General features: G+C 46.6%; 32 protein-coding genes and 1 pseudogene. 3 read left to right on the top strand and 30 right to left on the bottom strand.

What is annotated here, in order from left to right:
- The first annotated feature begins 30 nt into the window (after positions 1–30).
- Complete coding sequence (locus JCM19037_RS01725) at positions 31–411, top strand: DUF4440 domain-containing protein (protein ID WP_042397194.1); 381 nt, start codon at positions 31–33, stop codon at positions 409–411.
- Positions 412–716: 305 nt separating this feature from the next.
- Here the strand turns inward: JCM19037_RS01725 and JCM19037_RS01720 are convergent, their stop codons facing one another.
- The 10 genes from JCM19037_RS01720 to JCM19037_RS01680 form a co-directional block, all read right to left on the bottom strand.
- Complete coding sequence (locus tag JCM19037_RS01720) at positions 717–1,019, bottom strand: hypothetical protein (protein WP_152548895.1); 303 nt, start codon at positions 1,017–1,019, stop codon at positions 717–719.
- 13 nt (positions 1,020–1,032) lie between these two features.
- Positions 1,033–1,389 carry a DUF4260 domain-containing protein gene (locus JCM19037_RS01715; RefSeq protein WP_307189701.1) on the bottom strand — a complete coding sequence of 119 codons (357 nt, stop codon included), beginning with the start codon at positions 1,387–1,389 and terminating at the stop codon, positions 1,033–1,035.
- A 203-nt stretch (positions 1,390–1,592) separates the two neighbouring features.
- Entirely contained in the window at positions 1,593–2,105 is a 513-nt protein-coding gene (locus JCM19037_RS01710; protein ID WP_042397187.1) for a hypothetical protein, read from the bottom strand.
- A 17-nt stretch (positions 2,106–2,122) separates the two neighbouring features.
- The gene (locus JCM19037_RS01705) at positions 2,123–2,521 is read right to left on the bottom strand and encodes a VOC family protein (protein WP_373900200.1); all 399 of its coding nucleotides are present in this window, start codon (positions 2,519–2,521) and stop codon (positions 2,123–2,125) included.
- A 115-nt stretch (positions 2,522–2,636) separates the two neighbouring features.
- Positions 2,637–3,482, bottom strand: coding sequence for an AraC family transcriptional regulator (locus tag JCM19037_RS01700; protein ID WP_152548894.1), 846 nt, complete (start codon positions 3,480–3,482; stop codon positions 2,637–2,639).
- A 664-nt stretch (positions 3,483–4,146) separates the two neighbouring features.
- Positions 4,147–4,833: a class F sortase gene (locus JCM19037_RS01695; RefSeq protein WP_052363431.1), complete on the bottom strand. Its 687-nt coding sequence runs from the start codon at positions 4,831–4,833 to the stop codon at positions 4,147–4,149.
- 79 nt (positions 4,834–4,912) lie between these two features.
- Positions 4,913–5,086 carry a hypothetical protein gene (locus JCM19037_RS25425; protein ID WP_193744289.1) on the bottom strand — a complete coding sequence of 58 codons (174 nt, stop codon included), beginning with the start codon at positions 5,084–5,086 and terminating at the stop codon, positions 4,913–4,915.
- A gap of 63 nt (positions 5,087–5,149) precedes the next feature.
- Positions 5,150–6,454 (bottom strand): hypothetical protein, encoded by a 1,305-nt coding sequence (locus JCM19037_RS01690; protein ID WP_042397183.1) that lies wholly within the window; start codon positions 6,452–6,454, stop codon positions 5,150–5,152.
- A 188-nt stretch (positions 6,455–6,642) separates the two neighbouring features.
- Positions 6,643–7,377: an anti-sigma factor gene (locus JCM19037_RS01685; protein WP_042397180.1), complete on the bottom strand. Its 735-nt coding sequence runs from the start codon at positions 7,375–7,377 to the stop codon at positions 6,643–6,645.
- Between the two features lie 51 nt (positions 7,378–7,428).
- The gene (locus JCM19037_RS01680; RefSeq protein WP_238544486.1) at positions 7,429–7,935 is read right to left on the bottom strand and encodes an RNA polymerase sigma factor; all 507 of its coding nucleotides are present in this window, start codon (positions 7,933–7,935) and stop codon (positions 7,429–7,431) included.
- Between the two features lie 219 nt (positions 7,936–8,154).
- On the opposite strand from JCM19037_RS01680, the gene JCM19037_RS01675 reads away from it, so the two are divergent.
- Positions 8,155–9,021 (top strand): hypothetical protein, encoded by an 867-nt coding sequence (locus JCM19037_RS01675; protein ID WP_042397178.1) that lies wholly within the window; start codon positions 8,155–8,157, stop codon positions 9,019–9,021.
- Positions 9,022–9,531: 510 nt separating this feature from the next.
- Here the strand turns inward: JCM19037_RS01675 and JCM19037_RS01670 are convergent.
- The 13 genes and pseudogenes from JCM19037_RS01670 to JCM19037_RS01620 all read right to left on the bottom strand — a co-directional run bounded on the left by JCM19037_RS01670 (position 9,532) and on the right by JCM19037_RS01620 (position 15,613).
- A complete protein-coding gene (locus JCM19037_RS01670) occupies positions 9,532–9,732 on the bottom strand; it encodes a hypothetical protein (RefSeq protein WP_042397176.1) in 201 nt (66 codons plus the stop codon).
- A 15-nt stretch (positions 9,733–9,747) separates the two neighbouring features.
- Positions 9,748–9,957 carry a hypothetical protein gene (locus tag JCM19037_RS01665; RefSeq protein ID WP_042397175.1) on the bottom strand — a complete coding sequence of 70 codons (210 nt, stop codon included), beginning with the start codon at positions 9,955–9,957 and terminating at the stop codon, positions 9,748–9,750.
- Between the two features lie 227 nt (positions 9,958–10,184).
- On the bottom strand, positions 10,185–11,021 hold the full coding sequence (locus tag JCM19037_RS01660) for an alpha/beta fold hydrolase (RefSeq protein WP_052363430.1): 837 nt from the start codon (positions 11,019–11,021) through the stop codon (positions 10,185–10,187).
- 14 nt (positions 11,022–11,035) lie between these two features.
- Positions 11,036–11,556 (bottom strand): annotated as a pseudogene (locus JCM19037_RS01655) (DinB family protein).
- An 82-nt stretch (positions 11,557–11,638) separates the two neighbouring features.
- Positions 11,639–11,872, bottom strand: coding sequence for a hypothetical protein (locus JCM19037_RS01650; protein WP_042397174.1), 234 nt, complete (start codon positions 11,870–11,872; stop codon positions 11,639–11,641).
- Between the two features lie 112 nt (positions 11,873–11,984).
- Complete coding sequence (locus tag JCM19037_RS01645; RefSeq protein ID WP_052363429.1) at positions 11,985–12,380, bottom strand: DUF4430 domain-containing protein; 396 nt, start codon at positions 12,378–12,380, stop codon at positions 11,985–11,987.
- 67 nt (positions 12,381–12,447) lie between these two features.
- Complete coding sequence (locus JCM19037_RS01640; RefSeq protein ID WP_042397173.1) at positions 12,448–12,702, bottom strand: hypothetical protein; 255 nt, start codon at positions 12,700–12,702, stop codon at positions 12,448–12,450.
- Positions 12,692–12,955 carry a hypothetical protein gene (locus tag JCM19037_RS01635; RefSeq protein WP_042397172.1) on the bottom strand — a complete coding sequence of 88 codons (264 nt, stop codon included), beginning with the start codon at positions 12,953–12,955 and terminating at the stop codon, positions 12,692–12,694. The genes JCM19037_RS01640 and JCM19037_RS01635 overlap by 11 nt, the downstream gene beginning before the upstream one ends.
- On the bottom strand, positions 12,904–13,059 hold the full coding sequence (locus tag JCM19037_RS25420) for a hypothetical protein (RefSeq protein WP_193744626.1): 156 nt from the start codon (positions 13,057–13,059) through the stop codon (positions 12,904–12,906). The genes JCM19037_RS01635 and JCM19037_RS25420 overlap by 52 nt, the downstream gene beginning before the upstream one ends.
- Before the next feature lie 113 nt (positions 13,060–13,172).
- On the bottom strand, positions 13,173–13,397 hold the full coding sequence (locus tag JCM19037_RS26425) for a hypothetical protein (RefSeq protein WP_238544485.1): 225 nt from the start codon (positions 13,395–13,397) through the stop codon (positions 13,173–13,175).
- On the bottom strand, positions 13,394–14,011 hold the full coding sequence (locus JCM19037_RS01630; protein WP_238544484.1) for a class I SAM-dependent methyltransferase: 618 nt from the start codon (positions 14,009–14,011) through the stop codon (positions 13,394–13,396). The genes JCM19037_RS26425 and JCM19037_RS01630 overlap by 4 nt, the downstream gene beginning before the upstream one ends.
- 31 nt (positions 14,012–14,042) lie before the next feature.
- Positions 14,043–14,594, bottom strand: a complete 552-nt coding sequence (locus JCM19037_RS01625; protein ID WP_042397170.1) for a KR domain-containing protein — start codon at positions 14,592–14,594, stop codon at positions 14,043–14,045.
- Positions 14,595–15,106: 512 nt separating this feature from the next.
- Positions 15,107–15,613 carry an HAD-IIIA family hydrolase gene (locus tag JCM19037_RS01620; RefSeq protein WP_042397169.1) on the bottom strand — a complete coding sequence of 169 codons (507 nt, stop codon included), beginning with the start codon at positions 15,611–15,613 and terminating at the stop codon, positions 15,107–15,109.
- Between the two features lie 54 nt (positions 15,614–15,667).
- Here JCM19037_RS01620 and JCM19037_RS01615 point away from each other — a divergent pair, with 54 nt between their 5' ends.
- Positions 15,668–16,390, top strand: a complete 723-nt coding sequence (locus JCM19037_RS01615) for a bifunctional 2-polyprenyl-6-hydroxyphenol methylase/3-demethylubiquinol 3-O-methyltransferase UbiG (protein ID WP_042397372.1) — start codon at positions 15,668–15,670, stop codon at positions 16,388–16,390.
- A gap of 27 nt (positions 16,391–16,417) precedes the next feature.
- On the opposite strand, the gene JCM19037_RS01610 is transcribed toward JCM19037_RS01615, so the two are convergent.
- The 7 genes from JCM19037_RS01610 to JCM19037_RS01580 form a co-directional block, all read right to left on the bottom strand.
- Positions 16,418–17,152, bottom strand: coding sequence for an SDR family NAD(P)-dependent oxidoreductase (locus JCM19037_RS01610; RefSeq protein ID WP_042397166.1), 735 nt, complete (start codon positions 17,150–17,152; stop codon positions 16,418–16,420).
- An 11-nt stretch (positions 17,153–17,163) separates the two neighbouring features.
- Complete coding sequence (locus tag JCM19037_RS01605; protein WP_042397163.1) at positions 17,164–17,898, bottom strand: SDR family NAD(P)-dependent oxidoreductase; 735 nt, start codon at positions 17,896–17,898, stop codon at positions 17,164–17,166.
- A gap of 21 nt (positions 17,899–17,919) precedes the next feature.
- The gene (locus JCM19037_RS01600) at positions 17,920–19,539 is read right to left on the bottom strand and encodes an AMP-binding protein (protein WP_042397159.1); all 1,620 of its coding nucleotides are present in this window, start codon (positions 19,537–19,539) and stop codon (positions 17,920–17,922) included.
- A gap of 12 nt (positions 19,540–19,551) precedes the next feature.
- Complete coding sequence (gene menB, locus JCM19037_RS01595) at positions 19,552–20,352, bottom strand: 1,4-dihydroxy-2-naphthoyl-CoA synthase (protein WP_042397156.1); 801 nt, start codon at positions 20,350–20,352, stop codon at positions 19,552–19,554.
- Positions 20,353–20,477: 125 nt separating this feature from the next.
- Positions 20,478–21,542: an acyl-CoA dehydrogenase family protein gene (locus JCM19037_RS01590; protein WP_238544483.1), complete on the bottom strand. Its 1,065-nt coding sequence runs from the start codon at positions 21,540–21,542 to the stop codon at positions 20,478–20,480.
- Positions 21,543–21,726: 184 nt separating this feature from the next.
- Positions 21,727–23,025, bottom strand: coding sequence for a sigma-54-dependent Fis family transcriptional regulator (locus JCM19037_RS01585; protein ID WP_052363428.1), 1,299 nt, complete (start codon positions 23,023–23,025; stop codon positions 21,727–21,729).
- The gene (locus JCM19037_RS01580; RefSeq protein ID WP_052363427.1) at positions 23,025–23,438 is read right to left on the bottom strand and encodes a hypothetical protein; all 414 of its coding nucleotides are present in this window, start codon (positions 23,436–23,438) and stop codon (positions 23,025–23,027) included. The genes JCM19037_RS01585 and JCM19037_RS01580 overlap by 1 nt, the downstream gene beginning before the upstream one ends.
- Between the last annotated feature and the right edge of the window lie 116 nt (positions 23,439–23,554).

The following is a 23,554-nucleotide window of genomic DNA, read 5'->3' as shown; positions in this document are numbered from 1 at the left end:
GGTAAAACACGTATTAGGAGGAGGAAGACGATGAATTTCGAACGCACGCACGACGCTTTTATTCAAGATTGGCAGGAAGCTATGCATTCGGGGGACACAACGAAGCTAGAAAACATGACAGACGATTACACCGTCGTATTTTATGATGAAAATGTTCTAGAACCTGCAACGTTCACGAAAGCAGAAGCGATTGCAGGCATGCGATCTTCTGCTGCTGATCTGAAAGGGATGGAGAAACGATTTGACGATCGCGTCATCTCCATGAAAACAGAAACACATGCGGTTGTGTTTTATCGAATGCACATTATTCATGAAGGCCGTTCTTTAGCTGAGCTGTTTACGATTGAACATTGGACTGAAGAAGAGGGTCGATGGTTGCTCGCCGCTGAAATTCAGCAGAGAGTGAGGTAGTATAGGTTTCCTCATTTATTCACATGTAGGGCACAAATAATATTCTACAACGTGAAGCGGTCCGCTCGTAGACGGGAATCACCGGAGATCCAATCTACGTGGGGTTTTCAACATAAAGGAGCGTTGCAATCGTAATTTATTCCATCATAGAGCCATCTATGTGGGGATATAGCTTTTCTATGTGGGAATTTAAACAAAAAATGATTCCTCGTTAAAGGAAATTCCAACATAGACGTGTCTATGTTGGAATTTCCCTTTTTCAACGAACGAAAGCAACGCTTTCGATTGATCTATTGATGAATGTGCTATTGAAGTGACACCTCCTCGGCGACACTTACTCGGTAGTTACCTAGATCCCTATCGTTTAAGTTTGTGATAATTTCCTTCTTAACCCGGTCCGCGTCCTCATTAGCATCCACGTACACGTTAATCCGCTCCTCTTCCCCATCGATTTGATAGGCAGTTATTGCATTATCTTCCCACGCCCGGTCAAGAATCCGTTCAATTTCTTCGGCTTCCTGTTCGCTCGTATAATGAATGGTCGACATGTTAAGTTCTATGACGAAAAATACGACCATAGCCGTGATGACGACGAGATACCTCTTCATAACTTCCCCCATATTACACCCGCTGCAGATGAGTATGCTTAAAATCAGACGGGTACTTCAATCCATACCCTAGTGCCCGGTCCATGCCGATATGTGCGAGCCATATGACCGCTACCGCAAACACGACATTCCACCCGGTCATCGTGCTAACGAGCATAAGAAGGAGCGGAAAGCTATACGTATGAAATACGTTATAGACGACCGCCCCGACTCGACGGTCTTTCAAATACCCGAGCGCAGATAAATCTGGGGCGAGCAAGAGCAGGAAGAACCACCACCAACTAAATCCTGTTGTCGCGTACAAATAAAGTGACACAACAAAAACAGCTCCCCCTTCGATATGTAACATTCGTCGATTCAAGACGTTCACCTTCCCAAATTAATTCAGTATATGTACTTCTTTTAAAAAAGCGTTCATGCTCGCCGACACCCACTTTTTCTCGTGATGCACGGTGAAAATGCCAACTTGATCATGGGGGGAGACACTCGTGCAATTCCTGCAAACTACCCGCTTGCAGCTCATTTTGCACAACAAACGAGCGACGCTCAAAAAGAAAAGTTTTATCGATCGCTCTAATTATTTCCGGGGTTGTTCTGTTGCAACTCTAGTAAATACGTGATTTTCTCTTGATCTTTATTGTTGTTTTTATTTGACCGGTAACTGTCTTTGGAAGAAGCTTCATAGATGCGTAAGTATTGTTCAGCTGTTGGCAAATAGAAACACACACCGGCTCGTTTTTGTAGCTTCAACTGTTCGATAGGAATCCCCGCAAACGCAGGAAGCGTATCAATAATCCCAAATTCAACTTCTTCTCCGTCTTTTAGAAATTGATGTTCATGCAAGTCGACGAGTCGATAGCCGAGCCCTTCCATCTGTTTCATAATCTCTGACCACTCATCAATGGATTTCTCTGCTGGAACTTCCCACCCTCTGGCATCTCCAGGCACATGAATATCCAAATCTCGTGCCTGCCAACTCCGCTCGGTGAGCACTTCCAAGCCAACACTGCCCATGAGTAGCGGGGTAATCCCCTGCTCATTTAACGCCTTGCAAATGATTGTAAACTGTTCAAACTTCTCATTCATCGGCTTCTCTCCATTCTTTACGGTGCAACGAGTTCCACTTTCATGCGATCAGGCCCTTCAAAGTAAACCGCATAATAATCGGGACCTCCCGCGTACGGATGCTTGTCCTCATACAAAACGTTAAACCCCCGAGCTTTTAACTCCTCAGTCATCTCATCTACATGCCGGCGAGAATCCGCGTGGAAAGCTAAATGATTCAATCCCGTCCGTTTACGGTGATACGGAACATCCAAGTATTTGTCTTCGGTTTGCACAAACACGATGTACGTGTCCCCCAACTTCCAACTTGCCCCTTCCGCCCATTGCTGAAATGGTTTATAGCCGAGCCCTTCGAGAAACCACCCCCAAAACTGTGACGCTGTATGTAAATCAGAGACGTACAATTCAATATGATGAAGCATTCCTCGTGTCAACATGTTCCCTCCTCCAATCTGTGAAACTTCCCAAGCCATACAATTCGACACATCATTGCAAATCCCTTTACAAAAAAGCAGCATCTGTGTGGACGCACAGATGCTGCCCTTACTTATTTTACCGGAACCCAAATTTCGGAATATAAATCTTCACGATAGGATCATCTTTTGAATATACTTCTAGCTCAGGGGTACCGGTGTGCTCATAACCGCTGGATGGCAGCCACTCGGAATAGATCTTTTTCCATACCGCTTGCATCCCGCCAGGCATCGGGCCATGCACTTCAAAGACCGCCCATGTTGATGCTGGAATCTGGATGTGATTAAAGCTGTCAGAACGAGCACCACCACTCGCCGTGCCAATCCAATACTCGACCGATTTTTCATTCTTCCCTACGCATAAACCGAGTAAACCGGCTATCGGCCCGTCGTTCAGCGCAAACAGCTGATCGGTCGTACCTTCGCTAATTAACCGATCCCATCTTTTCGGAATCTCCTTGAAGTTCTCTCCATTCTCTAATGAAAACGTCTCGTTCACGCCGACCACATCAAATGCTTCCTTCTCAACCATCTTCACATTCATTGGTTCTGCCCCTTTCAGGCTCACCTGGATGACCAGGCGGTTATAGGATGTTAACTTTCCCTTGTACGCGCGTGCTTTCGTAGGCGAAATTCCGTGATGCTTACGAAAAGCTTTAGAGAAAGCTTCGGGGGTTTCGTAGCCATATTTGTAGGCGATGTCGATCACTTTCGTGTTCTCCCTCGTCAACTCATGGGCAGCTAGCGTTAAGCGCCGCCGTCTGAGGTACTCACCGACAGACATGTCCGTTAGTACCGAGAACACGCGCTGAAAATGAAAGGAAGAGAAGTTTGCTTCTTTCGCAATACTTTCCACCGATATCTCTTCCAGCAAATGATCTTCCATATAATCAATCGCAACTTGCAACGACTGGACCCACGTCATTGTACTCACCCCTCTATAATCATCCTACCGCCCTTTTGTTGTACCATCTGGTCAAGATGTGCGCCCGTTGGACAGTATCATTATAGCGCAAAGCCGCGCGGTATTAAAAAGCGGTCAAGTTTTTGGGTAATGTATCCTGTCGGCGCGAGCCGCGCCGAACCGAGTTCGGTTTCGCTTCGGCCCCGACGAGGTCGACGTGTCGTTGAGCACTTCATCCTGGAATCTGCGCCCAAGTTGGAACAAACTGCGCAGGAGTTTGGCAAAATCGGCGCTAAAGTCAGTGAAAATCGTAAACTTGCGCGCAGACGGGAGTAACTCGCGCGCAGAACGGTCGTTCGTCTTGCCCGCATGTGCCAACATCATACAAATTTTTTGATGTTTTCACGCAGTTACAGTTGGTATTCGCTTATAATTAGACCGCTCAGCATGCGCGCAAACAGGCCGTTCCACCACTCCTTTACATCTAGCAACATCGGCTCCCGCCCCCCAAGACCCGCATACTCGCAACGATCTTCGTCGTTCAGAACTTCGAGTCTAGGCTCACGAACGTGCCCGGGACATCTGCACGAATCATACTGTTTGCGCTTACCATGCTTTAGCCAAGGCACACACCAAAAAACGTGCGGGTGCTGTAAGCACCCGCACGTCATATCCACCCCAACACTTAAGCGTCCTCTTCTTCAGCTGGGTCAGATTCATTTCCAAAGTGATCAACGGCTTTTACGGTATAGTCCGTATCTTGATCGTTAACAAGAAATGATTTTCTCTCTAGCTGCGATACGCTTCCTACGTGAGTCTCTTCGCCTTCTGCATCGATTTCGTAGATTCGGTAACCGACAATCTCTTCATCTCTTACAGAGTGCCATGACAACAAATCGCCTTGAATCGTCAGTTCTGTAGGAACAGGTAATACCGGCTCCTCTTCTTCTTCGACAAGCGATGTGTAGACGACAAGTCGTTCTTCATGTGTTCCGTTTTCTTGGTTGAATACCCCTGTACATGTAATCAGATTTAACTGTTTGTCATCCGAAGGTCCAAATATTTCTTCTACAGGAGAGTCATCAAATGGGTAGCGCTCCATCCCATCAACGATGAATTCAAGTTCTTCCCCATCTTCTCCCGTTACGAATATTTGGTCACCAGGTTCTAAGTCCCCCAAGTCGAAAAACACTGCCGGTCCCGTACGGTCATCAACGTGACCGGCCAATACCGCGTTGCCTGCACCACCTGGCTGTGTGCCTGGCTCATACCAGCCCACATCTTCTCCGTTATCGGGCACACCCATCTGCCCGTTTTCTAATTGCCCGACTTCAATGACTGGCGCATCAATATCGAGCGCAGGGATCGTCAAGCCCGTCGGGTACGTTTCCTGCGCTTGATTTGTATCCTCAAACGCTTGATCGATGCGCGCTTCATCAATACCGAACTCTTCAGCAATCGTTTGATCTTCGTCGGGAGCTCCATGCTTCCGCCTGAGCTCTCACTTCTTCTTGTTCCTCTCGTTCTTCCTCCACGACACTACCCACATCCGCATCCTCAGTGAGGCTACAGCCGATGAGGACAAATGGACTGATGATGAAAAAGATAACCTGCCTTTTCCACATCGGCTCTCACTCTCCTATCTCGTTATGCTCGTGTGCGGTATCTGCGTACGCCAAAGTAACCAACTAGACCTGCCGTTGCACCAGCAAAGATCCAAGCCATCCACTGAAGGGAGATCCATTCGCAGTGGCGCCACCCATACCTGTTTGTGGCATTTCTGGAACCATTTCGCCACCTTCAAACATATCAGGATGCTGCGTAACAATCGCATCCGCTAGGCCTGCACCAATATCAAACGTAAATGCATAACCTTCTCTGAACGTATCAAATGAACTTGTGTAGTCACCTGCTGCATAGTAATCAAATGTCCCGAGTACTTGGCTCTCGTGCACATTCACAAGCTCAGTCGCATCCGCTGCTGGCAAGATACCTTCCGTTGCTGTATCTAAAAACATCCCAAATTCATCGGCAAACATGCTCAATTTATTTTCCGCTTCTTCTTTTGCCGCATCATCATTGTTTTTCGCTGCTACGACATATTCACTTTGAGCAAGAATGTGGTTTCCTTGCCAAATTTGCTCAAACTGCTCGCCGCCTTCTTCACCATAAACCGAAGCAATCGTTGCTTTTAAGTCAGCCGTGTTCTCATCTTCTGCCCAGCTTACAAAGTCCAAGTCTTCGCGTTCCTTAAATTCTTTAGACATGGATAACGTGGCAAGTGCAAAGTGTTCTGCGACGAGATTGCTCGCATCAGAGCGTAAGTTGCCCGCTTCAGTATTTGGTACCGTTCCATCAAACATCTCTGGGTTTTGCTCGACAATTGCGCCTGATAGAGCTGCACTAATATCAAACATATGCGACAGGCCTTCACGGTACGTCATGTATGCTGTTTCATAATCACCTTCTACATAGGCAGTAAACGCATCTTCCACTTGTTGCTCATGAATGTCTAACACTTCAATGGCTGCGTCACTTGGTAATTCGCCTTCTGTTGCTCCTTCAAGGAATTCACCGAACTCTACATAAAACGCATCCAGCATCGCCGATGCTTCTTCTTGGGCTGCCATGTCTTCATCTTTCACTGCTTGCACATAGTCTACAGTGTAATCATTATGTGCAGAGAAGATGCGGTCAAACTCTTCCGCGCCCTCATCACCGTAAAGTGTAGCGATTGCCGGTTTCATATCGGCTGCGTTTTGTTCAAGCGCCGCTTGTGCTGCTTCGGCACTTTCATCCCCATCGTATTGCTTTTGCATTGATAGTACTGCGAGTGCAAAGTGTTCCGATAAGAGATGATCCAATGTTCCTCTAAGTTCTACTGCGGGTGTCATTACTCCAGACATATTTTCTTCCGCATGAACCGTCTGCATAAACGTTGGTGTAAGCAATGAGACACTTAATGCTGGAATTAATACCTTTTTCAAATTCATAATCAAGCACTCCTCTGTATGTTTTGGTTTGCTAAGCTAACGCACAGAATGCTCAAATGGATCACTTTTTGGAAAAAAAGATTTTTATTGTTTTAGATTTTAGCTAAAAGGGGAAGTTCATTTATGTAGTTCGCAACGTCTAAAAACAAAAAACCGGCGGAGTGTTGCGCACTCTACCGGGAGCTACTTTATAATTCTTGCAGCAAGACGATTTCGCCTTCAGGTTGCTCACTCGTTTCATCGGGTTCGATCGTAATTGCGATCGTGTCAAAGCCCATCTCTGGGTCAATGTCGAAAGTGGACATGCCGCTGCCGTCTTCTCCTGGGGTAAATGTCCCCGCGCGATACGGCTCTTCATCTTTGAGTAGCCACACTTGATACACTTCTGTATCTGCAGGCTGGCTCAGTTGATCAGCTTCAACGATCAACTGTTGGTGCTGGTCTTTGTCAACAAAAGACGCTCTCGCTTCAAACGGAATGTCTTCTGCGGATGGCTGTAAACTCAGTTGTTGCACGAGAGAGTCTATACTTACAGAAGGAATTTCTTCCCCTTCTTCTGGAGACGAAGCCAGTTCTGTAAACAGAAAGGCATTCCCTACGAGTGACAACATCAACGCCGCTGCCATCGTTGGCATAATCCATCTATTCTTTTTCTTCGGTTTGAATTCAACTGGTTCTGACACCTTTTCAGGTTCCGTTGGTGCTTTTTCCTCAAAGGCCGCAGATAGCACGCGCTCTTTCATTGACGGAGGAGGATCAATAGGTTCTGATAGAAATCCTAGATCACTCGTAAGCTCTTTGAGTTCATTTAATTCTTCTTGGCAGTCTGAACACGTTTCTAGATGCACTTCAAACGCTTGTTTCTCTTCTTCTGATAAATGCCCATTCATATAGTCGATTAAATGATCACAACGTTTACTCATGAGTAACCCCTCCTTTCTGTTCAATCTGCTCAATCGATTCTTTCAGATGCTTTAAGGCAAGCCTGAGACGCCTTTTACCGTTCCTAACGGGATATCACACTGATCGGCGATTTTTTGTTGGGACAACCCTCGGTAATAAAATAAAACGATAACGTTTTGCTGCTCTGGCTTCAGTTGCTCGATCGCTTCTCGGACAACGCCTCGCTTCTCATTCCACTCGACTTGGTCCTCAACACTCGGATCAGGATCTTCCGCCATTTCTTTCGTGGCAATCTCCGATGCTGTTTCCCGCTTTTTACGAAGATGGTCAATTACCGTATTCCGGGTAATCGTCAACAGCCAACTCGAAAATTTACCTTTCGTCTCATCATATGAACTTTTCTGCGTCCAGATCTTTATAAATACTTCTTGAACAATTTCTTCCGAGAATTGCTGGTCTTCGGTCATCTTGTAACTAAAGGAATAAAGAAGTTTGCCGTAGCGATCATACATCAATTCCAAAGCATCTTTATCGCCCTGCCTTAGCCTGACATACACATCTACATCTTTTTTGGGCATCGGTATCTCCTTTTCGATCTGATCTCGATTTAGGGAGTAAAAATCGGAATATTGACTCTCTGCTGATTGTACATGGATTGTTGGAGAAATGCCAAATAAAGATGCTACATATTAAACGCAACACACACGCAAACGGATCACTTTTTCACAAAAACGTTACAAATGGCAAAATTCCGGGTATGAGACTTGTAGCTATAGAGAGAAAGAGGAGATTGATCTATGAAGAAGTTTTATTCACTACTTGGCGTTACTAGCTTAAGCCTCTTGCTGATCGCGTGCAACGGCGACGCCGACACATCTGAAGAAACCGACAACGAAACCGATGAAGAAACGACCGGACAATCGGATGAAGAAGACGACGTGGCAGAAGCCGATGACGACGGGGAAATGACTGTCGAAGAAATCATTGATGCCGCGATTGCTGCCGAAGACGATTTCCAAAGCATTTACTCGCATTCGGTTATGACGACAGGCGTTGATGGTGATACCGAGGCCGATGTACCTGAAGAGGAAACCGGCGTCGCCCAAGAAGAAGAGCTGATTGAATACATTTACCACCACGAAGACGGTTCAGTGAGCAACCGTATGGAGCGCATGATTGACGGGGAACCGACGGAGTATACCGCAGGTGACAGTGAATATACGCTCACCTATACCGAAGAGGAAGACGTTGCCTACCGGGTTGAACAAGTAGATGTGGAGGGTGACCCCGCAGACGTCAATGTCCGCGAAAACCAATTTGAACAGATGATGGAAGATTATGAAGTCGCTTTAGAAGGCGAAGAAGAAATCAACGACTACATGACGTATCATTTAACATTCAGTGACGAAGAAGAAGTTCGACACTACTGGATCGATCAAGATACATTTGAAGTCATCCGTCTCGAAAACGAACACGCCGAAAATCCGTTCCGCATCACCTTTGAAGTGTTAGAATACGAACTAGACATTGACTACGATGAAGCCTTCTTCCAACTCGAAGACGTGATCGGTGACGACGTCGAAATTGAAGATCGCGATCAAGACGAGCACTTAGAAGCAGAAATCGAAGACATTGAAGAAGACATCGAAGACGAAGATGAATAATCAAGCGAGCAAAAACGGATGTCCCGAAAAGGACATCCGTTTTTTTATAATTATATAACCACGTTGAGTTGCCCGTCGCACCTTCAGTGCCGAGCATAATTGAAAGGGTATGCTTTGTGACAATCCAACCTACAAACGGGGGCACTATAGGGCAGCAAACGTCTCATATACTTCATTTAGTGACAGTTCGCGAAGCTTATGTGGCAATCGAGGTTAAGAATGATGACTTTCGCTTGGCCCATCGTCACATACATCCGTTTTTAAGGCGGTTTTCGTATTTCTTTCACGCCCTGCCTCGTCCTTTTATAGTTGCCATGAACAACACGAACGAACGGTATTGATCTAAGCGTTGTTATCCGCTATGGGATGATTTTTCCGAGATTTGACTGCGTACTAGGTTAATATCTCACCATAGAATCATCTATGGTGAGATTCTCTTCACACCCCAATATTCGGTCCGTACAAATGAAACAAGGACGGTTGCCGCACCGTCCTCATTCTTTTTTCCATTCAGCCCTCTTTTGCTGTGCCTTTGAACCTCGTGAAAAATACGATCAGTCCGACAACAAATGCTAGCAGCAACATCCATGTAGCCCCTGTTGATAATGGTACGACGTCGAGAAACGACAACACGACGATTACAGGCAACACGAACATCGCAACCAGCAACCGTGTGTACCGGGCATGTCGCATTCGTTCTTTAAAAGACAACCCATCCACCTCCAATTAAGAAAAATAAGAAAACAAACGGTCATAAACAAAAGGCAGTAGTACGAATATGGCAACCCCTACAGATACTACACATACTATTCCCAATCTCCAATTGGAACGTGACACTTCACCTTTTGACTTGGCAATGTTGAGCACGATCGCAACCGCTCTGACTGTAATGATAATAATCAAGCCGGAAAATACTGTTGCGAAAAAGGCGGGCATCGCTACTACTCCTTATGTACCACTTTTAAAATTTTACGAAACATTCATTATAAGAATAGACTAGTAAAACTAAACCCTAGTCTGATCGCACGCTACATGTTCTTATACCCGAAATTCGTGACTCATCTGACAGAATCCAAAAATACATCGACTTCCTCGGCAATTTGCTTCGAGTTCGTATAATGAAGATTGTGAGCGGCGTCGATGTGTACGAGTGTCGCATCGTGTTAATTTTGCTGGAACGTCTGTTGAAATTCGAGCCACGTCGCCTCGTCCCATCCAGTCCCCTCGCCGTTGGAGACGAATTGAAGTGTAGGGACAGACCGGTTTTGGCCTGATGCAACAACTTGTGCATTTTCCTTTATAAATCCCACTTCATTGACCATGTTCGTCGTTGATGTACGGCGATGTTGGAGCGCTCGGTACACCTTTTCTTCATGCTCTGTAAACGTTCCATAGTCCAGCACTTCGTAGGATACAAGACTTGGTATCCATCTCGTTAATCCGAGATTGGCAGCCACACTGCCGGCGTGGACAAGGGGCATCGGAATCGCCATGTTCTCGTAGGCTTCAGGGGTCGCCATATCCAAGCCAATCAGTGCGGTCACTTCTTCTGGATATTGCTCTGTCCAATAGATCGCTTCGATGCCTGACATAGAATGTGGCACTAACACGTATGGCCCATCGACACCCGCTTGTCGCAGCGCTTCTCTCGTCTCAGCTAGTATCGTGTCAATGTCTCGGGACTGGTCGGTCACTTCACTAAATCCGTACCCTGCCTTTTCAATAACGACAACCGTATGCCGGTCGGCAAGCTCTTTATACAATGGCAAAAAGTCAAACACTGGCGCACTTGTGCCTCCCCCTGCCATAAATACGAGCGTATGCTCCCCCGCTCCCTCTGTGTACACGTGCATGGCGCTACCGTGACGATCCACCATCTCTCCCATTGGCTGAATCCATGCTTCTTCTCGAACCAACTGCACTTGGTGATAAATGAAACTTACAAACAGAATACTTATGAAAATACTTACTCCAACACTAACAAAAATAACAATCCTCACACGCCAACCATCGTTTAGGCATTGGCTTCTAGATGTCGTTTTATCAATTTGATTTGCCCACGGTGGCTAATCTCATCTTCTAGAACATGAAACCATAGGAAATAGTTATTGTACGGCGTACCATCTGGAAACTGTCGTTCTTTGTATAACCACTCATCCTCTTGTTGTTTTAGGAAATTGCAAGTTTCTTCTCGAACGTGTTTTAATTTTTGCAAATAATTGCTCACAGTGTCGTTCTTAATTTCTTCTCGACCACGCTCGCCGAGCTGCATCGCTGCCATCCACTCTTTCTCTTCCTCTTCGTTCATCATCCGCTCTTCAAATGACATCACTTGATGCAAGACTCAATCGAAGCGATATGTTGCAGCAACATGCCAATTGAATTACTCGTCGGATCGAGCAAGTAGTCCAACTGTTTCTCCGTCAGCTCAGCTACTTCAAACTCCGTCATCATTCGCGTATGTTGAAGCATATACACAAGCTCCCCGATTCCTTTGTCATACCCATCTTGCGATTCAAATTTGGCACTAAACATCTCATCACCCTTTATTTTAAAAATTATCTACATACATGTTACCTTTTTCCTAACTTGGATGAAAAGCTTTTTTGTGTTTTCACTATCTTCCTTGTTTAGAAAACAACCCCCACCCGGCAGCAATGAGACCGATTGCGAACAGCACAATCGAAACAATCACTTCCACCGAGTACACAATCCATAGTTGATAATAAATGAGTTCCCGTCCGAACATACCACTTGCCACCGTTTGTGAGACGGATGCCGCATTCAACACAAAGCCGTATAATACAACACTAGCCAATACGAGCGTTGAGCCGACGATAATTCCTTTCATAAGACCCCCACTTAGTTTTTGTCGTATACGACTCTATAACCTTTATATATTCAAAATAAACAAACTTTTCAGATGAAAAACAGTCCATCAAATGGACTGACTATAATCTTGCTTACCACTCGGAAAAATCGAAGTACACATCATCGCCATCTTCTAATTCAACGTCTTCGGCACCTTCGAAAACTTCTTCATCATTGATTGTGTACGTCCAAAAGTAACCGTCTGTTTCGTTTGAGTCGTACCCGTTAATGCCTTCAATAAAAGCACCGTCAGCGTCCGTCACGAGATCGAAATTCTCGTCCATAATGCTCATTAGCGAATTGCCTTCCGTAAACATGACCTCTTCTTCCTCGATGACCTCACCGCCATCTTCTGTAAGAAGAATCGTCGCTTCGAGCATGTCGTCTTCAGACACATCCGTATCTTCACCGGACTGCTGCTCTTGTTCATCGGTAGCACAACCGATGAGGAATACGGCTGCTAGACCGATCAAAAATCCTTTCTTCAAAGACCCTCACTCCTTTATTCTACCTCTGTCATTGTAGCAGAAATTCGGAGGGATCACCTAAACACAATTAGTTCGTATCATCATGTTTTACCCCTTCATCAAGAAACGGAAAAGTCGAAGGGTTCTCAGGCAATGGATTGCCATTTGGATAACCTTCTGAGAAGTTGGCGTCAATGTCATGAATTGAAAAACTTTCTGATACAGGCGTGACTTCAGATTCTATCACTTCCTCGGTTTGTTCATCGCTGTCTGAACACCCGACAGCACAAACAGCAAAAAGAAGCGATAGAGGAAGCCATGTGTACAACCGTTTATACTTCATATTCACCCGTCACCTCAATCCGTTCATCAGTAGGGTTACCGATGACAACGCTATACAGCGCTGTTTCTTCCGTGACAAGATGGCCATCGATATGGGAGGATTCACCATACTGCCAAACGATCGACTTGGTATCGTGGTTGTATAGCCCGACCATCACTTCGTTTGTTGCTTCAATCGAGAACGGCATGACAAACTCTGGCCCTAACGTAAAGCGGTTACTTGAAAGCGCAACTTCTTCTGCCTCGACGCCCAATGAATATCGCTCATATAGTGACCACCGACAGCAGGCTCGTCCGCCATGTCACTGCCGATCAAAAACGGAAATGCGAAAATAGGGAGAAGCTGAAAACCTTTCACCGTAATCTCTCCTTCATCATTAAAGTTGATGTTTCTACTGCTTTCTTTTCCCTAACACACCGAAAATAATACTTATAATTCTGACCACTTACATAAAGTAGGTTATAAGGCACCTACTCAAGTTCGCGCCTCGCAATGACAGCGATCGTCTTGCTATTAAGTGACTGTTCACGACCCTTCACATCTTCATAACAATGCTCAATGGAAAAGCCTGCCTCTTCCAACTCTTGAACCAACTGTTCTTCAGTGAAATATTGGTGCCAAATGTTGTACGTCTCTACATCATCATCCGTAATAACCGTTGTTTGTTCCAGCGTAATTCTTGCACTGTATTTCACATTTTGTACGAGCTCCACATACGGTTCTGGCGACCAAAAGCTCCGTTCTCATGAGTCCTCCAAGTACGTGTTTCCGCAAACGCGTGATACTGATGTTCTGTAAAAACATCCAACAAGAGACGACCGCCCGGCTTTAAGCTTTTGCGAATATTTGTGAGCAACGTTTGCCGGTCCGGTTGGCTGAGAGCGCCTAAGTCACAATAAATTAAAAGCGCAACGTCATATCGGTCAACCTCGTCGGTCTCCAAGTAATTCTCAAACCGATACTCGATGGGCAACTGTTGATTTTCCGCTTGCCCCCGCGCGTAGTTAATGGAATTTAATGAGAAGTCGACGCCCGTTACGCGTAACCCTTTTTTCGCTAGTCGCTCACAATAAAGACCTGGCCCTGAGCCGTAGTCGATGATTTTTGCTGAATCATTATTCACCAATTTTCCGGTAATAAACTCGACGGATTCGTCTATAAACGCAAACGAGCGACTCGCCCCGTCATGGCTTGGCTCCAAATGAGCTTCCAGTAAAAACGGAGCAATGTGCGGATCTTGCCAAAACATCTTCTCTGATTTTTCGAATGGAGTGGGTAGTTGCAAGCCTCGTATTAATTTTTGTGTCATCTATTGACTATCCTCTCATCTAATTGGCTAGTTAAGGTCGCTCGTCCCAAGGTTCTAACGTACCGACGACCGATACAGCTTGTTGATCTTTTATTCCTCGAATGACCCCTGCAGAAATCTCATCGTGTGTGAGCCACCTGGAAACACGACCATCATATATAAAGCCTAATTGAATGTCAATGAAGCGACATTGTTCAGAAACGATGTTCTGCTCTTTCTTAATCTGCTGAACATCATGGCTACTGCCACGAACCGTCACAAGCTGCCAGACGTCCGCTTGCATCCGGTCAATCTGTTCAACAATAAGAGAACGAGCCCCGGGCGCTGTCCCATGAATCCAAGCGACTACCGTATGAATCGGTCCAAACTTATCGTACGCCCTCTGAACCTCCTGTTCCAGCTGTTCTGAATCAGTATAGTCAAGTTGTCGAGTACCCAGTGCCGCGCTCGTCTGTTCCAACCTGTGCAACCGTTGTTCATTCCTCCCAAATGCGGTGGCATGTGTTGCGTGCTCCGCGACCCATTTCGTTGCGCCAGCTAGCATTCCCGTTCCTCCGAAGATTAGCGCATGACCTAAATTCATTGATCTGCCTCCTTTAAAAATATACACCTAAAGCATCGCAAACATTAAACAAAGGTACATCGATGAACTGACTGACTTTTGCATCAGACATCCGTCTGACGATGATTAAGACCTTTGGTCAGAGGAGGGGGGGTTGTTTGTTGACAGGGAGGATAGGTGGTCGCTCCGGACACAATTTCCTCTTTCCTTGCTTTTGTGTCCGGATAGATCCCTCGACGGACACAAATCCCTATTACACTCGCTTCTTTGTCCGGATAGACCCCGCCACGGACACAAATCCCTATTACACTTGCTTTTGTGTCCGGCCAGACCCCCGCTCCGGACACAAATCCCTATTACACTTGCTTTTGTGTCCGGATAGACCCCCGCCACGGACACAAATTCCTCTTCCCCTTGCTTTTGTGTCCGGCTGGACTCCCGCACCTTACTGGAACAGAATCCTACGCTCCTTGCCTCCCCGTTCCGGCGAGCGCCCCATTCCCATCTAAAAAAGGATACTCATCATCAACTCGCTATATATACTTCAATAAATCCGCCACCCGCTCGAGCGTGGTGACCGCTGGGTCGTCTGACTGCACCCTAATGCCGAATCCTCGAATGCCTACGTTTGTTGCTAGTTGAACGTCGACATCTGAATCCCCGATCATAAAAGATTCGGCTAACTCGATAGGCGGATACCGCTCGGTCGCTTGCTCGATCATTCCCGTGTTCGGCTTGATGCAACAACATCCCGCGTCTCGGGCGTGAGGACAATGAAACACGTCCAAAATCGGAATGCCACGTTCTCTAAGAGCGGCCAACACTTGACGATTCATATGCTCGTATTGCTCGGCAGTAATGTACCCCTCGTTAATGATATATTGATTCGTGACGATGATGATCTCAAACCCTTTCCCGCGCACCGCCTCGAGCGTATCCATCGCACCCCGGATCCACACTGGCGATTCAACCCGCCCCCACTCCTTATCGGGAACATCTTCAATGATCGTTCCGTCGCGATCAAAAAAAGCAACCCTCATTCGAAACACCTCCAAAATCTATAGTATACTAGACGTATGAAAGAGGCTGATACTATCAAACATAACCCTTATGACGAACAAGCTTTTTTTGAGAAATACGAACAGATGGACCGCTCGAAGTATGGACTCTCAGGCGCCGGAGAGTGGTCAACGCTGCAACAATTGTTACCTGACTTTCATCATAACCGTGTGCTTGATTTAGGTTGTGGCTACGGTTGGCACTGTGTATACGCGGTAGAACAAGGAGCAAAACAAGTCGTTGGCATCGATGTGTCAGAGAAAATGATCGGGGTCGCCAAAGAAAAAACGGCGGGGATGGACAATGTGTCGTACGTACAGACTGCGATTGAAGACGTTCGGTTTGACGATGAGAGCTTTGATGTTGTGATTAGTTCTCTCGCCTTTCATTATGTTGAATCGTTTGATCGAGTCGCAAAAAACGTACATCGCATGCTCGAAACTGGAGGACAATTCGTGTTTTCCGTTGAGCACCCTGTTTTCACTGCGGCGGGTAGTCAACAGTGGCACACCGATGAAAAAGGGAACATTCAACACTTTCCCGTTGACCGCTATTTCTATGAGGGGGAACGAGACACCACTTTCCTAGGCGAAACGGTCAAGAAGTATCACCGGACACTCACAACGTACGTAGATACACTGCTCACGAATGGATTTCGGTTAGATCGCCTCGTCGAGCCGATGCCCCCTGCTTCATCAGGAATGGAAGACGAGATGCGCCGGCCAATGATGCTCATTGTGCGGGCGACGAAACGATAAAAGAGAGGTCCATCACGGACCTCTCTTTTATCCAATCATCGTGTAGCCACCATTGACCGCGATCACTTGTCCGGTCACCCAGTTCGTCTGTTCAGACAACAGAAACGTCGTCATGTGGGAGACATCGGTACGATCCCCGAGGGTACCGAGGGGATATTGTTTGACGAGTTTCGTTTTCAGTGACTCATCAAGCTCTCCTTGATCGATCATGCCAAGCGAGACGGTATTGCATTGCACGCCGCTGCGACCGGCTTCTTGCGCGAGCGATTTCACAAAGCTCGTTGCCCCACTGCGAGCAGCCCCGGACACGCTCAAGTAGCGATCGCCCGTACGGGCGGAGTCTCCAATCAGATTAATGAACTTCCCGCTGCCCCGCTCCATCATGTCGGGCACGAAACGGTGCGCCAAGTTCATGACCGCTTGTAAGCAAATGTCGATCTCTTTTTGCCACTCTCCACGTTCATAAGAGAAAAATGGTTTTAGTTGTGTCCAACCAGCATTATTCACGATCGCATCGACCGGTCCAATTGTTTCATACACCGCATCGACGTCCGCATAATCCCCGAGATCTCCACTCACTAATTGTACGTCCACACCGAGTTCACGGATTTCCTCTGCGGCACGCTTTACTTCCTCTTTGGATTGATGATAATGCAGGACAATGTTCGCCCCCGCTCCGGCCGCCTCAAGTGCGATCGCTTTTCCAATCCCTTTGGCTGCACCGGTGATGAGTACGGTTTTGCCGTTCAATTGTACGTGCATATAAACTCCTCCTAAGCCATCGTTAACCCGCCATTCACTGACAACGTTTGCCCGGTCACATAACCGGCTTCTTCGGATGCAAAGAAGGCAACTGCATTGGCAATGTCTTCAGCTTCTGCCAACCTGCGGAATGGGATCGCTTTTTCCAACGCTTTGACGATGCCATCGTTGTACTCACTAATCTCAGCAAGAAGGGGGGTGTTACTCGGTCCAGGCGCAATGCAATTCACATTGATCTTATGACGTGCCATTTCACGAGCGAGCGTTTTCGTAAAGGACACGACGCCCCCTTTGGCTGCGGAATACACCGCCTCCCCGCTTGAACCGACGCGCGCCGAATCTGACGCCAAGTTCACGACTTTGCCGTGCCCTTGATCAATCATGACTGGCAATACGGCTTTACACGTATGAATTTGGCCCATTAAATTGATGGAGATGACTTTTTGCCAAGTGTCCGGTTCGCTTTTTAGAAACGGCTCAATTTTATCCCATCCGGCATTGTTCACAAGAATGGAAATCTTGCCAAAGTGATCCGCTGCCTTCTTTACCGCTTCTTCTACATCTTCTAATGAAGTGACGTCGCATGCAAGGGGTAAGGCTTCGGTGTCTAACAGTTCGGCGGTTTCTTTTGCTGAGTCGATGGATATATCGGTCACGACGATCTTCATGCCTTTGTTTGCGAGTGTCTTGGCAATCTCCCGACCAATGCCTCGTCCTGCTCCGGTAATAAATGCTACTTCGCTCATGTTGGTTCCCTCCACGTTTCTCTATTGTTTAATCATGTCTCGAAGGCGGAATTTCTGGATCTTTCCGCTCGGTGTTCTTGGAAATTGTTCAAGCACTTCGACGCGCTCGGGCCAATATTGTTTGGCCACACCTTTCTCTTCAAGAAATTGCTTAATGTCTTCTAGCGTAAGGGGTGTCTCGTTTGGTTTCATGCCGATCATCGCACAAGCTCTTTCTTGCAGACGTGCGTCAGGCATGGCGACAATTTGGGCAATCTGGATGCTAGGATGTTCATAGAGCATATTCTCAACGTAGGCGACCGGAATGTTCTCTCCACCGCGAATGATAATGTCTTTATTTCTACCGGTGATGCGAATGTAACCGTCCGCATCAATGGTTGCCCGGTCACCGGTAATAAACCAATCGTCAATATGCTCACTTTCTGTGACTTCCGGTTGCTTTAAATAGCCGACAAATTGGGCAGGTCCCTTAGCGAGCAATGCCCCTTCAACATCTGGCGGGCACGGGTTTTCATACTCATCAATCGTTTTCACTTCCATATGAGGAAATGTCGTTCCATCTGTGCCCGTCAGCTTCTCAATGGAATCATTGAGCAACGTGAGCGTGACAAGACCGTTCTCGGATTGCCCCCAACCAGAGAGGATCGAAAATGAAACTTTTTCATTTGCCTCTTTCACGATGGCCCGAGGAATCGGTGCACCTAACGCAATAAATGCTCTAAAGGTTCGCAAATCATAGTTCTCCAACCCTTCAAACTGAACCATATCTTGCAAAAACGGGGTCGCGCTCGCTGTAAACGTAATGCGCTCTGTACTAATTTGTTCGAGAAATTCTTCTGGATTCCAAACGTCTTGGAAGACCGCTGTTCCACCGTAATGAATCGGCAGGCGTAGCCCGTAGCCAAAACCGGTTTGGTGGCCGAACGTGGACGGCATAAACATCACATCGTCATCAGTCAGCTTCAGGCGCTCAATCCAATAGTCAGTCGATACACAGAGCGTATTGTGCGTATGCATAACACCTTTAGGAGAACCTGTCGTGCCAGACGTAAAGATAATTTCGGTCAGCTCATTCGGGTCGTGGGTCATTGCTTGGAGTTCTTTCACGTCACGTCGTTCTTCCCAAGCAATATTCGTGAGGTCGGTAAACGCTTTCATGTGTGACGGCACGTTCTCTCCCACAACATACGTGTGCTCCAGTTGAGGCCAGTCATCCTTTAGACGATCGATCATGGCCGGGTAATCAAAGCTCCGGAATTCATCAGGCACGACGATCATTTTCGTTTCCGCCATCTTCACCATATAACCGATTTCTCTGTCCCGGTAAATCGGAATGAGCGGATTCGTAATCGCCCCAATCTTTGTGGCAGCGAGATGCAAAATGACAAACTCATTCCAATTTGGCAGTTGGATTGAAATAACATCCCCTTTTTTTAAGCCCGCTTCAAGCAAACCGAGGGCAACACGGTTGACGCATTGGGCCAATTCCGCATACGTGAATCGGCTTCGTTTATCAATGATCGCTTCTTTGTTCGGATAACGTTCAACCGCTCGATCAAAATAATCGAGAATCGTTTTGTTCGGCCAAATGTTCTCATACTGGGCAATGTATGCATCAGTTAACCGTGTCTCAAATGCCATTCTCACGCCTCCTTATTGGCGAAATTTGTGAAAATCAACCGGACGTTTTTCCAAAAACGCATTCTTTCCTTCTTCAGACTCTTTGGAGTCATAGAACATCGCGAGACTTCCCATCGCAAGCTGCGAAATGCCAGCAATATTGGCTGAGTCGGCATTGAATGAGTATTTCAGCATCTTAATCGCTGTTGGGCTTTTTTCGAGAATTTTTTCGGCCCATTCCTGTGCGGCCCCTTGCAATTCTTCTGGTGCAACGACTCGGTTCACAAGCCCCATCTCTTTACACTCGTCTGCTGTATATTGCTCACACAAATACCAAATTTCCCGCGCCTTTTTCTCACCGACGATTCTTGCGAGATAAGCCGAGCCGTAACCGGCATCATAACTTCCCACTTTCGGTCCACTTTGACCAAATTTCGCCGTTGACGATGCAATGGTGAGGTCGCAAATGACATGGAGCACGTGCCCTCCTCCAATCGCATAGCCATTTACAGCAGCAATGACAGGCTTTGGAATGTTGCGAATCGTATTGTGAAGGTTCTCGACCTCTAGACCAATACCGTTTCCTAGCCCACCACCGTAGTCGTATCCACCTTCGTCTCCTTTTTCTTTTTGGTCCCCACCGACACAAAACGCCTTCTCGCCTTCAGCAGTAAAGATGACGGCGCCAATGCGGTTGTCATCCCACGCTTCCCGAAACGCAGCAATCAACTCGCGGATCGTTTGGCCTCGGAATGCATTGTATACGTGGGGACGATTGATCTTTATCGTTGCTATTCCGTTGTTCTTTTCAAATACAATGTCTTCATACGTCATTAGTATCTCTCCTTATTATGTGGATGCTCCTGCAGGTGTGTACGAGCGATATTCTTTGCCAATAATGTCTTTGGCGATGACCATTTGATTGGCTTGTGCTGTACCGTCGCCAATCTCTAGACCAATCACATCACGTAACGTTGTTCAAGTGGCATCTCTTTCGTGTATGCGTAATGCCCATTTAAGAGTAAACATTCATGAATGGCCTCTTGGCTATACAAAGGTCCGAGCCACTTTACCGAAGCCGATTCTTTTGAATGTTTTTTATTGTTATCTCTTAGCCATAACCCGCGATACGCTTGCCATTTGAGCATTTCTAGCTTGGAATAATGCGTCACGATTGGAAACGATACGCCTTGATACGTCGCTAGTGCCTTACCAAACGTTTTTCTCGTCTTTACATGTTCAATCGTCTCATCAAGACTTTGGAAAGCGGCGCCCACACATTGGAGACCAATGAGCAATCGACTAAGGTCAAATCCATTCATCACTTGCGCAAACCCTTTGTTCTCTTCACCAATTAGATGATTCGCCGGTACGCGTACATCATTGAAGTAAACGGAGCCACGCCCAATCGCTACGTTGCCCATATCTTCGTATCCTCTGCTATCCACACCTTCCAAGTTGGACGGCACGATAAACGCACTAATTCCTCGGTTCCCAAGAGACGGGTCGGTCTTCGCAAACACAATAAACGCATCCGCTTCCGTCGCAACGGAAATTCCTGATTTCTCGCCATTTAAAATATAATCATCACCGTCTCTAAGCGCCGTTGATTTAATGCCACCAGCATCCGTACCCGCATCCGGCTCCGTAATCGCAATGCCAAATATACTCGTCCCTTCAGCAAGCGGCGGCAAATACTGATCCTTTAGCTCTTCACTCGCATGAGACGCAATGATTTCCCCGATGAGCGCATTAAGCATCACCGCATACGTTAAATTAAAATCTCCCCGGCCAATTTCTTCAGCGGCAATCCCTGTCGTCACACAGTCCGCCTCACTGCCACCATATTCCGCAGGAATGCGCAAGCCTGTAATGCCAACATCGCCGAGGCGCTTCCATAGGTGTCGCGGTGTAATCCCTTCGCGATCCCATTTTGTATAATTGGGGAGGAGCTCATCTTTTGCTAAATCTTTGAGCATCCTTCTAAAATAATCTTGTTCTTCTGTAAACGAAAAATCGAGCATCGCCATTTCCTCCTTTTTATCGCTGCTCATAAAACTGCAAAGTTCGTGCCAGTTTCTCAACCTTGGGAAACCGGGATTTCCTCGATTAGCCATTCGCATAGTTGCGAACTTTTTCGCGAACGTGAGAATCAGATGTGCAAAAGGCAAAAAAAGCATAAGGAATGATCCTTATGCTTGAACGTTTTTAATCTACATTGTACTTCGTCATCTTGCGATACAAGCTTGAGAGGTGGATTCCAAGCTGAATCGCTGCCTTTGATCGGTCTCCACCTGCAATTTTCAACGCTCGCTGTATCGCTTCTTTCTCGGCGCTTTGCACAATTTCATCGAGACGCTGGTGCGTGTTTGAACTCTCAACAACGCCAACAGCCGTCGGATGGTTAGCGGCAGTTGAGAACGATACATGTTCGTGCTCAAGCCAGCTTCCTTCTGTAATGTTCATCCCCCGCTCGATAAATGCACGTAATTCTCGGACGTTGCCTGGCCAATCATATGCGAGCATTTGTGATTGTAGTTTCGGAGCAATATCCTCAACGTCGCGTCCGAGCATATGATTGAAATGTTCAATGAACGTGCGGGCAAGCGTCATTAAATCCCCTTTTCGGTCACGCAACGAAGGAATGTGCAGATCAAATACGTACAATCGATAAAACAAGTCTTCACGGAACTTTCCGGCTTGGACGAGTTGCTGCAAATTTTTGTTCGTAGCGGCGATCACGCGGATGTCCACATTCACACTGTGCGTACCGCCTAGTCGCTCAACTTCTCGCTCTTGTAACACGCGCATGAGCTTGCCTTGCGACAAATAACTTAGTTCTGATATCTCATCTAAGAATAGTGTTCCATGCTGGGCGAGTTCGATCTTCCCTGGTTTTCCACCCTTTTTCGCTCCACTAAATGCCCCAGCCTCATACCCGAAAATTTCAGATTCGAACAACTCGTCAGGGATGGCCACACAGTTTACCGCAATAAAAGGGTGATTACTTCTCGAACTGCTCTCGTGAATCGCTTGAGCAAACAGTTCTTTCCCGGTTCCACTCTCTCCACTTAACAACACGGTTGAATCACTCGTCGCAATTTTGGCAGCCAATTCTTTAACGTTGACTAACGCTTCGCTTTCCCCAACGATTTCACTCATCGTCGAAGAGCTCTTCTCTCGCTTCGCCCGAAACGCTGCATAGTTTCTCGCTACCCAATCTTTAAAGTTGCGTAGGTCAACTTCGTCAATTCGAAGCAGCACGTAATAAACACGGCATTCTGACTGCTCCACCATTCGAAATAAGCAAGCAACGTCGCCAATTTGACCTGCTATGATTTCACGATCAGCTTCTTGCTCATGAATTAATTGGTGGATATATTTCCCTAAACAACTCTCTTTATTTTCTAAAAAATGATCGCAAAAAGATTGACTCACATCAATAATCTTCCCTTTTGCGTCTGTGTAAACAGCTCCTAACGTCCCGCCTTCATGAATAGCACTCATCACTGTTCCACTTTCTCTGGAAGCAAAAAGACGACGACTTGACCTTTAATAACTTCTTTCTTTTTGGAGTTCCAACACGTCACTTTTTGTGTAATCCATTTGCGTTCTTCATTAATGTCAATGACCATCAACTCTACAGTAATTGGATCATGAATATGTACAGGTGAATAATAGACTAAATCTTTTTGGACGAGTATACACGGAACGCCAGGTAGCTTCGTGCTAATCACTTGTGTAATTAAGCTTTCTGCCAACAAGGCAGGTAGTATCGGTTCTGGATAAACGTCGGTCCACTCATTGTGTTGCTCGGTGTACACAGGCGAATGGTCTTGTGTCAGTTCCATACTTCGAATCACATCTTCTTCGGTGAATACACGTGTCAGTTGCGCAGTTTGACCATGAGACAGCCTCATCGTTTCTCTCCTCTCGATTTTTCCTCCAGTATAGCATGGACAAATCGTAAGAGTGTCAAGTGGCGCAGATTAAAAAAGGGGCACATCCAATGGTGATCCTTGGGACAGCCCCGATG

It is taken from the genome of Geomicrobium sp. JCM 19037 (assembly GCF_000698105.1).
In the GTDB taxonomy this organism is placed as follows: Bacteria; Bacillota; Bacilli; order Bacillales; family Marinococcaceae; genus Geomicrobium_A.
Note: the sequence above shows the minus strand (reverse complement) of the source record. Positions and strands in the feature narration are given on the sequence as shown.

What these genes read in the sequence shown, in the direction of transcription:
- JCM19037_RS01600 (WP_042397159.1), bottom strand. Translation starts at nt 19,539, where the DNA reads ATGGCATTTGAGACACGGTTAACTGATGCATACATTGCCCAGTATGAG.
- JCM19037_RS01665 (WP_042397175.1), bottom strand. Translation starts at nt 9,957, where the DNA reads ATGCCCGCCTTTTTCGCAACAGTATTTTCCGGCTTGATTATTATCATT.
- JCM19037_RS01620 (WP_042397169.1), bottom strand. Translation starts at nt 15,613, where the DNA reads ATGAGGGTTGCTTTTTTTGATCGCGACGGAACGATCATTGAAGATGTT.
- JCM19037_RS01705 (WP_373900200.1), bottom strand. Translation starts at nt 2,521, where the DNA reads ATGTTGACACGAGGAATGCTTCATCATATTGAATTGTACGTCTCTGAT.
- JCM19037_RS01685 (WP_042397180.1), bottom strand. Translation starts at nt 7,377, where the DNA reads ATGAGTAAACGTTGTGATCATTTAATCGACTATATGAATGGGCATTTA.
- JCM19037_RS01675 (WP_042397178.1), top strand. Translation starts at nt 8,155, where the DNA reads ATGAAGAAGTTTTATTCACTACTTGGCGTTACTAGCTTAAGCCTCTTG.
- JCM19037_RS01725 (WP_042397194.1), top strand. Translation starts at nt 31, where the DNA reads ATGAATTTCGAACGCACGCACGACGCTTTTATTCAAGATTGGCAGGAA.
- JCM19037_RS01710 (WP_042397187.1), bottom strand. Translation starts at nt 2,105, where the DNA reads ATGAATGAGAAGTTTGAACAGTTTACAATCATTTGCAAGGCGTTAAAT.
- JCM19037_RS01690 (WP_042397183.1), bottom strand. Translation starts at nt 6,454, where the DNA reads ATGAATTTGAAAAAGGTATTAATTCCAGCATTAAGTGTCTCATTGCTT.
- JCM19037_RS01650 (WP_042397174.1), bottom strand. Translation starts at nt 11,872, where the DNA reads ATGAAAGGAATTATCGTCGGCTCAACGCTCGTATTGGCTAGTGTTGTA.
- JCM19037_RS01700 (WP_152548894.1), bottom strand. Translation starts at nt 3,482, where the DNA reads ATGACGTGGGTCCAGTCGTTGCAAGTTGCGATTGATTATATGGAAGAT.
- JCM19037_RS01640 (WP_042397173.1), bottom strand. Translation starts at nt 12,702, where the DNA reads ATGAAGTATAAACGGTTGTACACATGGCTTCCTCTATCGCTTCTTTTT.
- JCM19037_RS01625 (WP_042397170.1), bottom strand. Translation starts at nt 14,594, where the DNA reads ATGAATTTAGGTCATGCGCTAATCTTCGGAGGAACGGGAATGCTAGCT.
- JCM19037_RS25425 (WP_193744289.1), bottom strand. Translation starts at nt 5,086, where the DNA reads ATGTGGAAAAGGCAGGTTATCTTTTTCATCATCAGTCCATTTGTCCTC.
- JCM19037_RS01610 (WP_042397166.1), bottom strand. Translation starts at nt 17,152, where the DNA reads ATGCACGTACAATTGAACGGCAAAACCGTACTCATCACCGGTGCAGCC.
- JCM19037_RS01630 (WP_238544484.1), bottom strand. Translation starts at nt 14,011, where the DNA reads ATGACACAAAAATTAATACGAGGCTTGCAACTACCCACTCCATTCGAA.
- menB (WP_042397156.1), bottom strand. Translation starts at nt 20,352, where the DNA reads ATGACGTATGAAGACATTGTATTTGAAAAGAACAACGGAATAGCAACG.
- JCM19037_RS01590 (WP_238544483.1), bottom strand. Translation starts at nt 21,542, where the DNA reads ATGCTCGATTTTTCGTTTACAGAAGAACAAGATTATTTTAGAAGGATG.
- JCM19037_RS01580 (WP_052363427.1), bottom strand. Translation starts at nt 23,438, where the DNA reads ATGAGGCTGTCTCATGGTCAAACTGCGCAACTGACACGTGTATTCACC.
- JCM19037_RS01585 (WP_052363428.1), bottom strand. Translation starts at nt 23,025, where the DNA reads ATGAGTGCTATTCATGAAGGCGGGACGTTAGGAGCTGTTTACACAGAC.
- JCM19037_RS01720 (WP_152548895.1), bottom strand. Translation starts at nt 1,019, where the DNA reads ATGAAGAGGTATCTCGTCGTCATCACGGCTATGGTCGTATTTTTCGTC.
- JCM19037_RS01605 (WP_042397163.1), bottom strand. Translation starts at nt 17,898, where the DNA reads ATGAGCGAAGTAGCATTTATTACCGGAGCAGGACGAGGCATTGGTCGG.
- JCM19037_RS01680 (WP_238544486.1), bottom strand. Translation starts at nt 7,935, where the DNA reads ATGCCCAAAAAAGATGTAGATGTGTATGTCAGGCTAAGGCAGGGCGAT.